Genomic DNA, 14,484 nt, shown 5'->3' with positions numbered 1-14,484 from the left:
CCAAATCACGTGATACTTGATGTCGTAGACCGCGTGCGCGCTGTGCCTGTATTCGACCATGCCCCCATTCTATTATATTTGAGCTGAAAGCTGACCGCCTGAAAGGCGGTGGGCTTAGACCTGGCGGACTGAGCTAAATGCGTCCGTAGACGCGGCGAGGTATGGCCATCCGGTCGAGCACACAGCCGAGGTCCTGCTGGTCAATCTCCTGATTTTCTCCACGCTTTCCGCGGCGGTGGCCGGGGCGATCACCGGCGGAGTTCGACATCTATGGATCAGGCGCCGTCATCCGGCGATGTAAGGCCGGCCCCGCATCTTCAGGTTGCCGACGCCATCGCGAGAGAGCCACGCTTTGGCATCTTCCTTATTTCGGAGGGACGATTATATGAGCAAGCGATTTTAGCCGGTCGTGGACAGTTCGCTCCAACGCCCCTGTTCCTGGCGCAGCGCCGCTTCAATCCGCGCGATTTCTCTGCCGGCGTTCTCCGCCCCGCCGATGATGGCGAGGATCGGCCGGGCCGGTTCCCTGCGGCCGGTTTTCATAAGCCAGCGGGGACTCTCGGTAAAGGCAAACAGGCACGCGGCGAACAAGACCGAGGGCGCTGCCAGTGGTGCGAACATCCAGCGCCAGCCCGTGGCGGTGCTCCAGGCCTCATCGCCGAGGCGCTGGATCTGCAGGTTGACGAAGAAAACCGCCTATCAGAAGAACTGTGCAGGAATTCAGTATCCGGCGCTGACGTTTGGAGTTGCGATCTTTCCCCGAACGAGATTTTGCCAGCATTTCACCGAAAGTTGACATTGCCCCTTATCAGCAGCTTGATCAGGGGGGGCGGGATCGAAGGGGTCAGGCAAAGAAGCAATGTAAAATGGCAGCCCATTCTTCCTATCCATCAACCAAAGGTCCTCGGGAATGCGTGCTCCATGCTGACGGGTTTTTCGCCAGAACTGCAGATGGAGACCGAGGTTTTCAATGTGAGGGTGTGAAGTAACTTGTAGCAGGCCAGGCTGAGTTTCTTTGTTTCATGGGCTGTCCTCCTGGCAATTCCTGCTCCGACAGCCCGACCATATCAAAAGGTCTCAAATCGAGTCACAGAGCCCTGCCGAAGGAAGACATTAAACTTGACTTAACAAAATCTCCTATTTAACTTTGACTTATGTCGGCACAGTCTCATCCGCCTTTTTCTGCTGAGGTCGTAGAATCAGGCGGTGTTTACCTCGCGCGATGAAGGGCGGCGAGGGGCGTTCAAGCGAACAGCTTTCGCAGTGCGATTTTCTGGTATCCAGCCACGGGACGTTGCTGGCGGAATGACCTGGAGGCAGGTTGTTCCCGCCTTCACAGCGATGCGGATTAGATCTTGAAACCAATAAGACAGGAGGATTTTATGAATGTCTTGAGGTGCCCTCGTAGAATTGGCCTGATCCTGGGCGTCCTGCTTGCCTTCCCGGCGATGGGTGTCACGATCGTCGCGGCTCAGGATATCATGACGAAGGGAATAATTGGGGGGACAGTTGTCGATGCGACCGGCGGGGTCATGGCGAACGTGCAAGTGACTGTCACCGGCGAAATTGAAAAACGGACAGTAGCCACCGACCAGACCGGCAGGTTTGAAGTCCCTAACTTGTTGCCGGGAAGCTATGCGGTCAAGGCAGAGCTTACCGGATTCAAGACAACAACGATGAGCAACGTCGTGGTGAACGTCGGAAGAACGACTTCGATGCGGTTGGTGATGCAGGTTGGAAACATCGTGGAGCAAGTGGTGGTTACGTCTGGCGCGGAGGCTGTAGACCTCACCAGTACCTCCATTTCGTCAAACCTGAACGAAAAGCTCTTCGAAAACCTTCCGTTGGCGCGCGCAGTGACCAGCCTGTTCTATCTGGCTCCCGGCGCGACCGACGGCGTCATATCTGCCAACAATGCCAGCCGTGCGAATCCTTCGATTTCCGGAGGCTCCGCCCTGGACAACCTCTACATCGCCGACGGAGTCAACGTTACCGACTCAGCATTCGGAGGATTCGGGGTTTTCTCGCGGTCCTATGGATCCCTGGGCGTGGGCATAACGACTTCTTATGTTCAGGAAGTCCAGGTGAAGACCGGCGCGTTTGAGCCCCAGTATGGCCAGGCGGAAGGGGGAATCGTCAATATCATCACCAAGTCGGGAACCAACGAATACCACGGCGAGGTGTGGGGTTACGGCCAACCCAAGACGTGGGAGGGATTGCGCAACCAGCGTGATGACTTTGCCGTGAACAAGTTCGGCAAGTACCTGCACCCCGAAAACTATGACACGGGCGTGGACCTAGGCGGACCGATACCTCTAACGGGCAAGAGGCTGTTTTTCTTCGGATCCTACAATCCCACCATCCAGCGCATGATCGTGCAGGGGGCGGAGGGCTCCGGCCTGATGAATTTGCTGGGCACGTCGGCCGAGCGCCAATATTCAAAGAATTACGCCGCAAAGATCGATGCCAATCTCGCCACGGCGCACCAGGTAAATCTCTCGATCTTCGGCGATCCAACTACGACTAACGTCGCGCCCTGGAGAATTATAGGGGCATCGAGCATTGACAATCTGACCGCCAACAGCTCTCTGGATTATGGCACGCGCAACATGGCAGCGCGCTACACCGGCTCGCTCTCTCCTACCTGGACGGTCAACGCTTCCTACAGCTGGGGCCACAATCACTTCAACGAGTCCGGGTTTGCCGACTATAACCAGATCGTCGATCGCACGCAGGCTGCCCGCGGCAATTTCACGGCCGTCGGCCTGGGATTTTACGAGCCGACAGTAAACAACACGTACCGGACGACCTATGACACCCAGAAAATAGTCAAATTCTTGGGCAGCCACACTTTCGGCTTGGGCTACCAGTATCAGCGGGCTTACTACTCAGGCGTGCGTGACCGAAGCGGCCCGAAATACACCGTGCCGGCCACCAATGCGGATGGAACCTATAATGTCAACTCGAAAGCGGTCGGAAAAACTATGAATGCAGCCTGGTCGCTTCGAACGGCTGATTCTTCGTGCACATTGTGTCCGCTCCTGAATGTTCCCGGCTCGGGCCTCGTTCCCGTCTTTCTCCGACAGGATCGCGGCGAGTTCGGTGTGCCTGTGTTCGACACGCGCTCGAACTACCACAGTGCCTACCTGCAGGACACTTGGCGCCTGAACCATTACGTGTCCATCCTGGCCGGGTATCGGTGGGAGCAAGAGCAGTTGATCGGCTCCCCGGGTCCCTCAGGGAATCGGAACACGTATACTTTTACCGATAACTGGTCGCCGCGTTTCGGCGTGACCATCGATCCCAGGGGTACGGGAAAAACCAAGATCTATTACAACTTCGGCAGGTTCACTCAATACTTCCCTCTGGACGGTGCAGAACGGTCCCTGTCCTCGGAGCTCGACATTACGGGCGGAGGTTTCGCACCCGCTTACACCATCGTGAACGGCCGGCGCATTGCCACGCTGAACCAGTTCGGGACGGTGATTCCCGTGGTGGACGCAGCCCACTTGCTCTCCAAGGCTGCCGGCGGCATCACGACCGGATCAGGATCTGCGGTAGCAGTTGCCGCGCAGGATGCTACCAACCCGATACTCCCCGGAACGAAGCTGGGATTCGCGCAAGAACATATGCTCGGGTTTGAACAGGAGCTGCCACACAACCTCTACCTTTCAGTCCGCTACATCGATCGCCGGCTGATGCGCATTATCGAAGACGCGGCCCTCGATCCGCCTGAGGATGGCGCTTTTCTCGGCGCATTCGGTCAGACGTACTTCATCGGGAATATCAACGCCAAGACGGATGCTGGAGTTAATCCGATCGAGTTCACCTATCCGATCGGAGGAACCGTGCCGGCCGCTTGCGATCCTTCTCTGGTGGCTACCGCCACCGATCGCAACAACAATCCGCTGGGCAAGTTCTGCTTCGCCGCGTTGGGCAAGAACGGAAAGCCCGCCGGCGATCCGGGAGCAGATGGGATCCCGGACGGATTTGTCGACCCGGTTCGCATTTACCGGGCCGTTGAAATCGAGCTCAACAAGCGCTTTTCCAACAACTGGCAGATGCTGGCCAACTGGAGGATCGCTTCTCTGCGGGGGAACTATGAAGGGGCCTTCCGCAACGACAACCAGCAGACAGATCCTTCCATCAGTTCGCTCTTCGACTTCACGCCCGGTGCTTTTAACCTGCTGGGCGATCAGTTCGCCGTCGGTCCGCTCAATACCGATCGCCGCCACGTGGTAAATGTCTATGCGAACTATATGCTGAACAAGAGCGTCCTCAAGGACCGCTGGGGATTTCTCAACGGCCTGAACATCGGCACGGGTTTCCACCTCCAGTCCGGTCTCCCGATGAGCAATCTTGCAGCGCACCCGGTTTATCTGAACTCCGGCGAGGTTCCGCTGGGCGGCCGTGGCATCCTGGGCCGGAACCCGACCGCTATACGCATTGACTTGCACTTCGACTATCCATTGAATATCACAGAGAAGGCAAAACTGGCCTTTGTCGGCGACATCTTCAACATTACCAATACCCAGACTCTCTTTCTGATCAACCAGCTCAGCGAGAGCACGTTCCAGCAAGCCAATCCGGATTTCAAGCAGCCCACCTTGTGGGCCAATCCGGTTTCGTTCCGGATGGGATTGAAGTTCAGCTTCTAAACCTCTTGCGGCAGTCACTGCCTCAAGCGTTGTATAATGCAGGTTCTCGAGGAAAGCGCTCCCGGGCCAGGCGACTGGTACCCGGGAGCGCTCCCTCCCTCACGGTTTGAAAAATCCGGCTTCGGGATCGTGTGAAGTGAACGCGAAGAACTTGCTGGCGCCTTTTTTCCTTCTTCTCATCGCAGCGGCAGCCCTGCCGGCACAGGAACAAAAATATCCCAGAGGTCTGCAGATCACCATCCAGGGAGAAGTTCGCTACGCGCAGGGGGGCAGAGCTGCCGAGAACGTCCTTGTTCGCCTGGAGTATCTTAGCGGCGGCATGGCGGGACAAGTTCGCACCGATCGTACGGGCAAATTTTCCTTCGCCGGCATCACTCAGTCGCTCTATCGAGTCACTGTATCTACCGTCGGATACCAACCCGCGACCCAGGACGTGGACCTGACAACTTCCCCGAATGCCCATATCATCCTCACACTGGCCCCTGACAAGCCCGTTCAGGAGAATCGAGTCAGCCAGAACACGGACAGCATGATCGATTCGAAAGTGCCGATAGAGGCTCGAGATGAATATGAGAAAGGCCGCGCGACATTATTGGACGGCTCCGATCCTGCAAACGGCATTCAACATTTGGAAAATGCCGTAAAAATCTATCCCGGCTTTCTCCAGGCGCAACTCCTGTTGGGAACCGCCTACCTGGACTTGCATCAAATGGACAAAGCCGAATCCGCTTTGAAGCGAGTGCTGGAGATGAATCCAAAGGCTGGCCCGGCCCTGCTCGCGCTTGGTGAAGTCTACCTCGAAACCAAAAGATTTCCGGAGGCCGAAAAAGCGCTGCAACAGGGACTGCAGTGGGACAATGCTTCCTGGCAGGGCCATCTTGCCATGGGCAGGCTCTACCTGGATACGGGGGACGCTGCGAAGGCAGGCCCCGAAATCGGCAGGGCGCTGCAGCTGAAACCTGACAACGCCGAGACTTACCTTTATGCAGGCAATCTCCTGCTGAAAGCAAACAAAGCCGAGGATGCCCTGCAGATGTTTTCCCAATATCTGCATCTGGCCCCCAAGGGCCAGTACGCCGCCGAAACTCAGAAGGTCGTGGAGAAGATCAAGAAAGCCATCGCAGAAAAGAAGAAGTAGCGTTCTCTCCCTGAAAAACCTCGTATCCGCTCAGCCTGTGCTTGAAAAACAACCACGAATTTCTCTATCCGTCAGATGGCCCTTTTTGCCTTTTGTCGTGCAATTCCTGCAATTCCTGGAACTCTTTTGTCTTTTGAACCAGGGAAACGGATCGGCAGGCAGTGGAACGGTGTCCAGGAAGATTGCTAGTGGGACGTCCAGGGTCTCTTACCCCAATCTTGCCTGGCCCTCCTACCAAATACGGTGGGGCACGATTCATGAAAAAGATCGTTCAGCAGAGCCATGGCCATGATCCAGGCGCCGAAGAGTCTGAGGAGGACAGGCAGGCGCCATGCACAGGGTGGTTACTATCCTTTTGCTCCATTGGCAGATCCCGCATCGGAGCAAAACTCGACGCGAATACGTCTGCAGGCACTGGCGAGCGCAATGTCTGGCCTGTTGTCTGGCACGAGGTATACTTAGCGCAAGGATCGAGCGGAAACGGGTGCGCAGTGCCGGATGCCGTTTCCAGATCGCAGCGGTTTAGCCACCGCAAGGAGTTTTGTATGAGGGCTCTCACACGAACGGAGTTGGTTTTTGGGATATTTGTTGCCATGAATATAGGTTGCTCTGCCCAGACTGGAACTATCACAACCGTTGCGGGAAACGGGACTGTTGGTTTCAGCGGTGACGGCGGCCAGGCAACCGCGGCACAGCTGACAATTCCAACAGGTGTGGCAGTCGACTCCGTGGGAAACGTTTACATCGCCGACGCTGGGGCCCACCGCATCCGCAAGGTCAGTGCCGCAGGGGTGATCAGCACCGTGGCGGGAAACGGAACTCCAGGTTTCAGCGGCGACGGCGGCCCCGCGATAGCCGCACAGCTGGATTTTCCGACTGCAGTAGCCGTTGACCCTTCGGGCAATCTCTATCTGGTGGATACCGGCAATGAGCGTATCCGGAAGGTGACCCCGGAGGGGGTAATCATCACAGTGGCGGGAAATGGAACTGCGGGGTTCAGCGGCGACGGCGGCCCCGCGACGGCGGCACAGCTTGACGCACTTGACGGTGTGGCGGTCGACTCAGCAGGGAACCTCTATATCGCCGACTCTTTTAATTTTCGTATCCGCAAAGTCACCGCGGCGGGTGTGATCAGCACGGTGGCGGGGAATGGAACCCCAGGTTTCAGCGGCGACGGCGGCCCCGCAACGGCGGCACAGCTTGGCAATACAACTGGCGTCGCAGTCGACTCCGCTGGCAATCTCTATTTTTCGGATGTGCAATCTAATCGTGTCCGAAAGGTGACCCCCGACGGGATAATCAGCACGGTAGCGGGGACTGGAACTGCGGGTTTCAGCGGCGACGGTGGCCCCGCGACGACGGCACAACTGAATGGTCCGATTGGTGTGGCGGTTGACTCGGGAGCCAGCCTTTATATTGCGGACCAGAGCAATTTCCGCATCCGCAGAGTCACAGCCGCCGGTGTGATCAGCACGGTGGCGGGAGATGGCACGTCAGGTTTGAGACTCGACACCGGCCCGGCAACGGCGGCACAGCTGGGTCTTCCTTCCGGCGTGGCAGTCGACTCTGCAGGCGATCTCTATATGGCCGACCCGGGCAATTTCACCGTCCGCAAGGTCAGCTTCGCAAACTCTTTCGAAACATTCTTTCCCCAGGTGGCAGTAGGAGGCGGATATTCCACGTCTTTTATTGTCACCAATACGGGAGCGACAGTGTCCACAGGGAATCTGACCCTTACGGATCAGCAGGGTAACCCGCTCACAGTGAGCGGCGAATTAACTGACTCTACCGGAACCACACAGAATGCAACTACCGGGTCTGCATTTGCGTTCATAGTTCCCGCCGGAGGCACCATATTCCTCTCGGCGTCAGGCCCGACGCCAACCAGTCCAACCAGAGCCGGATGGGCCCGGTTGACGAGCTCAGGCGGATCCTTGAGCGCAGTTGCCCGGTATGAACTTGCCGTGGGGGCGGTCCTGACGGCAGCGGTCGAAGTCCCCCAATCGCAGCCTCTCCAGGATGCGACCGTTCAGGTGGATGACAATAGTGCCCTGAGCAAGTACACGGCATGGGCTGTGGCCAATCCAGGCAGTCAATCCATAACCGTCAAATTGGCTTTGGTGGGGCAGGATGGAAGCGTGCTGGACGACAGCGTTACCATCACGCTCGGCCCAGGGCAACAGATCGCACGGTATGTATCGCAGGATCTGCCTCGTGTGAGTTTTAAGGGATCGCTGGTACTTCGCGGACAAGACGGCGCAATGTTTGTCGCCGTTGCACTGTGGCAAAAACAGGGTTTTCTGACGGAAATACCCATCATTCCGCGGAGGTTCCCCGGCGTGCCGAACTAGTGCGAAATCCGAGACTCGTGTGGGGACAACACAGGTAAAGCTGCTGAACCACTACCGACTAAAGCCGGTAGGTTCAGGGGGCGACGGAAAGTCGACTGAACATTTGACTCCCGCAAGGTCAGCGCCGAAGGCGCGGCCCATACCAGGTGTGCCGAGCATGTACGACAGCTCGGAGGTGAAAGCCCTCCACCAACCTGATGGAGGTGAAGGGTAGCAAAGCGCAAGGGCGCCCGCCGGAGGCGGGGTCCGAAGGAAGCCCCGAGCAAAAGCACGAGCGGATGAACAAAAACCGGATAGAGGCGTGAGGCGTAGGACGAGCTGGCCTATGACAGCGAAGTCCATATCCATCAAGTGCGCCCAGCGTAGATCCGGCGGTTGTGTGCTGAAAGCGTTCGTACTTACCTCGGGAAATCCGGCCTATAGGAAGATCTGCGTCACGATCCGATCCAGTTCCTCCACTGTGCCGGCCGAAGCATCGATATTGCTCGACCGCAAACGCGCACAGAGGAGGAACTCTCCACGGAATATGTACAACGGCAGATAACAGTAGTTCATGTAGTAACCGTGGAAGAATTTTCCCTCTTGATTCCCGTGCAGCGGATCATCGGTGGCGTCCACATCCAGCACGATCTGCTCCGGTGCTTGGGCATGCGCTTGGAGAAAAACCTCGACAAAGAGCCGGTCAATCTCTTCAGGTTTCATGAGGATTTTTTTGTATCTCAAAGATGTCAAAAATCAAACTGACCTGGGTGCCGGCGTCCCGACGGCGGCCGGCCAATCACGGATTACCACCGGGCTGGTTTGCTCTCGCGAACCGACCGTCGCCGCGCAGCGTACTGCCACCGAATTCCTGATCACTCGGAAGACAGGGCGATGACGGGATTGATCCTCGTGGCGCGGCGGGCAGGAATCAGATTCGCCAACAGGCCTGCGAGCGCCAGCACTGCCAGGATTGTGACAAGCACGAGGGGATCGCGCGGACTCACGCGAAACAGCAGTGTCCGCAGGAAGCCGCCGGCCAGCAAGCCGAGCCCCAGGCCGAGGAACAGTCCCAACGCAAGCCGGAAGACCCCCTTCTTCATGATGAGACCAAGCAGCTGGCCGCCCTGCGCGCCAAGAGCCATACGAATGCCGAACTCCCTGGTGCGTTGCATCACTGAGAACGACATGACTCCATAGAGACCGGTGACCGCGAGAAGCAGGGCGCTGGCGCCAAACGCCAGGAAAAACGAGCCGAAGACGCCCACGAACCATGATTCCCTCGCGATTACTTCTTTCATAGAACGAGCATCATAGATTGGCAGGTCCCGGTCAAGTGAGGCGACCGCGGCTCGCAGTTCTGGAGTCACGGCACCCGGCTCGCCGCGAGTTTTGAGCGCAAGACCGACAGACTCGCGGGATTGCTGCGCGATCGGAATATAGTACCCGGCTCCGGTCTGCTCGTCGCGGCCGAGGCCCTGCATGAGCATGTCCGGGACCAGCCCGACGATGGTGAGCCAGGGCGTGCTGGAATCGGCACGCCCCGTCTTGATTCTCTGGCCGAGGGGATCACGCTTCGGGAAATACTTCCGGGCAAAACTCTCGTTGATGACAGCTACCGGCTGGCCATTCGCGCGGTCCACGGCTTCGAATCCGCGGCCCCGCAGGATCCCGACCCCGAAGGTCTTGAAATAACCGGAAGAGACTGTGCACCGGCGCGCGATCGGGTAATCGCTCGCACGCCCGTAAGCCTGGCCTTCAATCTGAAATTGTGTGGTTCCCAAGCTGTGGCCGGGAACCTCGTCGGAAAGAGCCGCAGCCTCGACTGCGGGGATGGTTTCCGCCCTACTCAGAAGTTCCTCCAGGAACCGTGTGCGGCTCGCGTCATCAGGGTATTGGACCCGAGGCAAATTCAGGCGCGCGGTGAAGATGCTGTCGGTAGCAAACGGCAAGTCGAACGTCTTCAGTTGAACTATGCTTTTGGTCATCAGGCCCGCAGTGATGAGGAGCCCGCAGGACACCGCCACCTCGACCACGATCAGGCCGGCGCTGAATCTTCCGCTGCGCAGCCCTATGGAGGCTCGTGACGCGTCCTTCAAAGCTTCACCAATCCCCATTCTCGTCGCCCGGAATGCGGGGAAGAGACCCGCGAACAGGCTCGCTGCGAAAGTCATGGCAGCCACGAAGACCATCACGCGGTAGTCAAGGCCGAAGGTGATGAAGAACGGCGGAGGATCCACCGTAATGGCATTCTGGAACCATTGCATGCCCGCCTGGCACAGGCCCAACCCGAGAGCGCTGCCGCCCGCCGCCAGAAGGAGCACTTCGGTCATGAACTGCCGTACCACCTGGGCGCGTTTCGCGCCGATCGCCATTCTCACTGCGATTTCCCTGCTGCGCAGCGAGACTCTTGCCAGCAGCAGATTGGCAACATTGACGCAGGCAACAAGCAGCACACCGATGCCTGCGGCCAGCATTGTATAAAGCACTCCGTAAAGGCTGGTGCCCAGCACGTTTTCTACAAAGGGCCGGACAACGGCGCGGAGGTCTCGATTGGTATCAGGGAACTCCTTGGCGAGTTGTGCGCCCATAGCGGCGGCCTGCGCGTTGGCTTCTTGAATCGAGACTCCTTCCTTCAGGCGCGCAATCACGGCATAGGAAGCGCCCTGCCCCCGCGGGGTTGCCAGCGGATCGATTTCGAGCGGGATCCAGACCTTCTGGTTGTCCGGGAATGCAAATCCCTTGGGCATGATCCCGATGATCGTGCGGGGAATGCCGTTGGTTCGGACGGTTTGTCCGAGGATATCTCGTGAACTCTCGTAGCGATCGCGCCAGATATCATAGCTGAGGACGATTACCGGCCGGGCTCCTGGGCGATCTTCCCTTGCGTTGAACGTACGGCCAAGTATCGGCTTGACCCTGAGAGTGTCAAATGCCCCTGCGGTCATTTGTCCGGCGGCGACGCGTTCCGGCTGCGCTCCGGACGATACCAGGTTGACGGCTTCCATGGACCAGGCGCCCATGGTCTCGAATACCGTCTGCCGCTGCTGCCAGATGGAGAAATCGTGGACGCTCACGGGCACATTCCGCAAATTTCGTGAAGGATTCGTGTTGGCGAGCGCGACTATCTTCTCGCTGTCCTCAAAGGGGAGGCCCTTGAAAAAAGCTCCGTTCACGATGCTGAAGACCATCGTGGAAATCCCGATCCCCAAACCAAAGGTCAGGATCGCAGTGATCGTCAAAGTAGGGTGTTTGATGAGCATCCGCATGCCGTAACGAATGTCCCGACCAAGATGGTTCATAGAATCCCCCCCTGCGGCGTAAGCCGGTCGTCACGCACTCAAAGATCCCCTTCCTCAATCAAAGGAACGCATTTTGATGCAAATTGGTTCCACACGCGCGCGCCTTGGCAATTTCCGAGCCTGGACGAGCTGGTGTCAGGTCTGGAAAATTTAGTTTTTCGGGGCCTGGTATCTGTCGGTTTCTCCCAGGAACAATGGCAGCTACAAAGACAGATACGCTTTAGCCCCGCATTTCTCAGGTTTGTAATCTTGTCCGCGCAATCCGCGCTTTTCTCGGCGCAATCCGCGCTAAAAGCGATGTGACCGTTCGTCCTCAGGGCCGGTGGCCACATCAGACTGCAAATGCTTTCAGCGCGGATGACGCGGAAAAAGCAATTGCCCTCAGAATCTGGTGAGAAGTTCAGGTCAGACGGCCTCAGGACATTTTGGGGCTCTCCGTTCCCGCACATACCTAACCGGGGACGCCGCGTTTGAGGGAAATAATGGCAGACAACAGCGCGCCGGCGGACCCCAAAACTAAATTTTCCAGGCATGACACCGAGCCCGGTGACACCGAGCCCCGCTAAATTTTCCAGGCATGACACCGCGGCCCGAGCCTCAGAGCGCGCAGAGCATAGCCGACCGGACGCAGCCGCGCGACTGGTTTGGAACGCCCGGTGCATCGTTTCCGTCAGCTGTTCGCTGTCTCTGCCCGAACGTACCGAGTGGTCCACCATTTCACGGAAAACAGCATCCGGACAGATACCACGACGAACCAGAGGCCTACAAAAGGTCCGATATCAATGAGCCCTGATTCGCCGGGCGGTGTCGGAAAGGTCCAGAGATTAAGCAGGAGGAGGAGCGACCCTGCGAACACCGTTATTCCGCCCAGCACCCTCCCGAACCGTGGGTGTTTCCACAACACCGCTCCCAGCAGTATGGTCGCGACCGAGATATATATGTCCCAGGAGACGTCCATTCCGAGTTGCACCATGTTGAGTCCAGTCCAGGCGGATCCCAACGCGGCACGGGTAGCCGACGGAAGACTTATGAAGAGAGATTGCTGAACGACAAGCATGAGATTGACAATGGTGCCGCCGATTACGCCGAAAACCGTTGCCGTCTGGAGCGCAGCCGAATTCTGGTGCGCACGGAGAAAATGATAGAAGCCCATGAAAGCCACGGACAATAAGGGTCCCATGGAAAAAGCCAGAACGAGTGTAACGCGGGATGGCAGATTCCCCATTGCAGCGGCAAAGTATGCCGCAATCCCCAGAACTCCGGCGACAGGACCGATCCTCACCCAAGATGCGGAAAGGTCGTAATTGACCTGCACGATTTTCACCGCGCCTTTCATTCTCCCTCCCGAATCGTCACGAAGCCGACAGACCCGTGCAACCGAAATCGTGAAGGTCGCGGACTCCGTGACTGAAATGGCTCCCTGCGAGTTCTCAAAGGAAGTCCTCGTGAATAGGTTCGATCTTGCTGCCCGACCAGGCCGTCATAACTAGGCCGGCAGCGTCAGTGTCAGACACGGCCGGAGGTTCGCACCGCGACGGTTCCCTTGTCGCTGGCCGCAGCCGCCAAATCGAGCGAAGGGATTTCGCCCAGGCTGGTACAGCGTCGGCGGGTCACCGCCCAACAAAGTACGCTTTCGGCAGGAAGACCGCTGTGATCAAGCAGCTTGTTCTTCCTATCCATCGGGATTCCTCAGTCTACCCTAAAGAAAATGTAGTGCCGCGGAAGAGGGTAGAGTCCCCATTTTCCCGATCTTCCCGGATCTCAGGCCTGGACACGGAGTATTCTCCCCGTCCAGAGCCGGGACAGGAATTCCTGGATCGGCAGAATCTCGACTTTCCCGTCTCGCAGGACATGAGCTCCCAGATAGATCCCAAACGCCCTCGAGACCATTTTTTCATCTACGCTCCGGCGCAACACGGAAGAATACTGCCTTTGCCACCGGGCGGAGCTCTTCAGTTCGAAGGCGATGGACGCGTTGCCGCGCGACCAAATGAAATCAATCTCAACACCCGACGGCGTATGCCAGTAGCTGATCTCGCCGCCGGCATTCAGATAGGCAGCGGCGGAACGAAGTTCATGCAAAAAAAAAGTTTCCAGGAGGGCTCCTTTTTCCAGGTCGGTCAAAGGATCCCTGACGCGGTTGGCGAGAGTGCGTGCTACGCCGGCATCGAACAGGTAGAACTTCGCCCGCGCCGCTTCACGCACCTTCGCCCGAGGCTGCCAGCCAGGAACCCAGCATCCGACCAGCGTGTCTATCAGCGTGTCAAAATAACGCTGCACGGTTGTTCGAGCGACTCCCGCATCGCGCGCAATGCCGGCAGTGTTGACCGCCTGGCCGTTCATGATCGCCGCAATCCGGAGAAACCGCGCAAACGAACCCAGGTCTTTGACCAGCGCTTCCTGCTGAATTTCCTCTCGCAGATAGGTGCCTGCATAGGCTTCGAGCAAGTCCACTGCCAGATCGGACTTTTGTTGCACCGCCGGGAGCGTCCCGATCGCAAGGAGTTTGCTGATATCACGCGGAAAGCTGAGTTCCATCGACGTGAGCGGAAACATGCGGCGTTCGATCACGCGGCCGGCGAGCAGATCCACATCCATCCTGCGCAGCTTGCGGGCACTCGAGCCGCTCATCGCGAATCGATACTCATCGCCATGGATCGAAATCAGGTCGTGCACTTCCCTAAGCAGGGAAGGGAGCCGCTGGACTTCGTCGACGACCACCCAGCTCCCCGGAGGACGGGCTTCCACGGCACTTCGAAACAGCCCTGGATCCTGCAGCAAAGGCAGGTAATCACGATCCAGCACCAGGTTGAACCAGAGCGCATTTCCAAGTTTGTCGCGCAGCCACGTGGTCTTGCCGGTGCTGCGGGGCCCAAACAGGAAAAAGGAGTGATCCGGCAAACGGAGTGTACGTGTAAACATCGCGGGCATTTTACATTGTTTTTTGCCCTAGGTCTATGCATTTGTCATTACGGGGTCGGAGCACGATTCACCCCGGAAACACAGAGGGCTCACGTAAAATGGGTCGCGGTTGGGCCGGTCATCGCTGGCCGCCC

At 57.8% G+C, this 14,484-nt stretch carries 8 protein-coding genes and 1 pseudogene; 3 read left to right on the top strand and 6 right to left on the bottom strand.

Annotated features, from left to right (window positions below):
• Positions 1-399 precede the first annotated feature (399 nt).
• Positions 400-678 (bottom strand): MFS transporter, encoded by a 279-nt coding sequence (locus tag LAP85_23890; protein ID MBZ5499451.1) that lies wholly within the window; start codon positions 676-678, stop codon positions 400-402.
• 704 nt (positions 679-1,382) lie between these two features.
• Here LAP85_23890 and LAP85_23885 point away from each other — a divergent pair.
• The 3 genes from LAP85_23885 to LAP85_23875 all read left to right on the top strand — a co-directional run bounded on the left by LAP85_23885 (position 1,383) and on the right by LAP85_23875 (position 8,147).
• Entirely contained in the window at positions 1,383-4,658 is a 3,276-nt protein-coding gene (locus LAP85_23885) for a carboxypeptidase regulatory-like domain-containing protein (GenBank protein MBZ5499450.1), read from the top strand.
• A 136-nt stretch (positions 4,659-4,794) separates the two neighbouring features.
• Entirely contained in the window at positions 4,795-5,796 is a 1,002-nt protein-coding gene (locus LAP85_23880; GenBank protein MBZ5499449.1) for a tetratricopeptide repeat protein, read from the top strand.
• A gap of 695 nt (positions 5,797-6,491) precedes the next feature.
• Positions 6,492-8,147 carry a hypothetical protein gene (locus tag LAP85_23875; protein ID MBZ5499448.1) on the top strand — a complete coding sequence of 552 codons (1,656 nt, stop codon included), beginning with the start codon at positions 6,492-6,494 and terminating at the stop codon, positions 8,145-8,147.
• Positions 8,148-8,573: 426 nt separating this feature from the next.
• On the opposite strand, the pseudogene LAP85_23870 reads toward LAP85_23875, so the two are convergent.
• From LAP85_23870 to LAP85_23850, 5 genes and pseudogenes are all read right to left on the bottom strand, one after another.
• Positions 8,574-8,825 (bottom strand): annotated as a pseudogene (locus tag LAP85_23870) (transposase).
• 176 nt (positions 8,826-9,001) lie between these two features.
• Complete coding sequence (locus LAP85_23865; GenBank protein ID MBZ5499447.1) at positions 9,002-11,428, bottom strand: ABC transporter permease; 2,427 nt, start codon at positions 11,426-11,428, stop codon at positions 9,002-9,004.
• Positions 11,429-12,098: 670 nt separating this feature from the next.
• The gene (locus LAP85_23860) at positions 12,099-12,764 is read right to left on the bottom strand and encodes a hypothetical protein (GenBank protein ID MBZ5499446.1); all 666 of its coding nucleotides are present in this window, start codon (positions 12,762-12,764) and stop codon (positions 12,099-12,101) included.
• 170 nt (positions 12,765-12,934) lie between these two features.
• Positions 12,935-13,108: a hypothetical protein gene (locus LAP85_23855; GenBank protein ID MBZ5499445.1), complete on the bottom strand. Its 174-nt coding sequence runs from the start codon at positions 13,106-13,108 to the stop codon at positions 12,935-12,937.
• An 81-nt stretch (positions 13,109-13,189) separates the two neighbouring features.
• A complete protein-coding gene (locus tag LAP85_23850; protein ID MBZ5499444.1) occupies positions 13,190-14,350 on the bottom strand; it encodes an ATP-binding protein in 1,161 nt (386 codons plus the stop codon).
• Between the last annotated feature and the right edge of the window lie 134 nt (positions 14,351-14,484).

Source organism: Terriglobia bacterium (genome assembly GCA_020072565.1).
Lineage (GTDB): Bacteria > Acidobacteriota > UBA6911 > UBA6911 > UBA6911 > JAFNAG01.
This window is presented reverse-complemented; position numbering and strand designations above follow the sequence as displayed.

What these genes read in the sequence shown, in the direction of transcription:
- LAP85_23885 (MBZ5499450.1), top strand. Translation starts at nt 1,383, where the DNA reads ATGAATGTCTTGAGGTGCCCTCGTAGAATTGGCCTGATCCTGGGCGTC.
- LAP85_23865 (MBZ5499447.1), bottom strand. Translation starts at nt 11,428, where the DNA reads ATGAACCATCTTGGTCGGGACATTCGTTACGGCATGCGGATGCTCATC.
- LAP85_23860 (MBZ5499446.1), bottom strand. Translation starts at nt 12,764, where the DNA reads ATGAAAGGCGCGGTGAAAATCGTGCAGGTCAATTACGACCTTTCCGCA.
- LAP85_23855 (MBZ5499445.1), bottom strand. Translation starts at nt 13,108, where the DNA reads ATGGATAGGAAGAACAAGCTGCTTGATCACAGCGGTCTTCCTGCCGAA.
- LAP85_23850 (MBZ5499444.1), bottom strand. Translation starts at nt 14,350, where the DNA reads ATGTTTACACGTACACTCCGTTTGCCGGATCACTCCTTTTTCCTGTTT.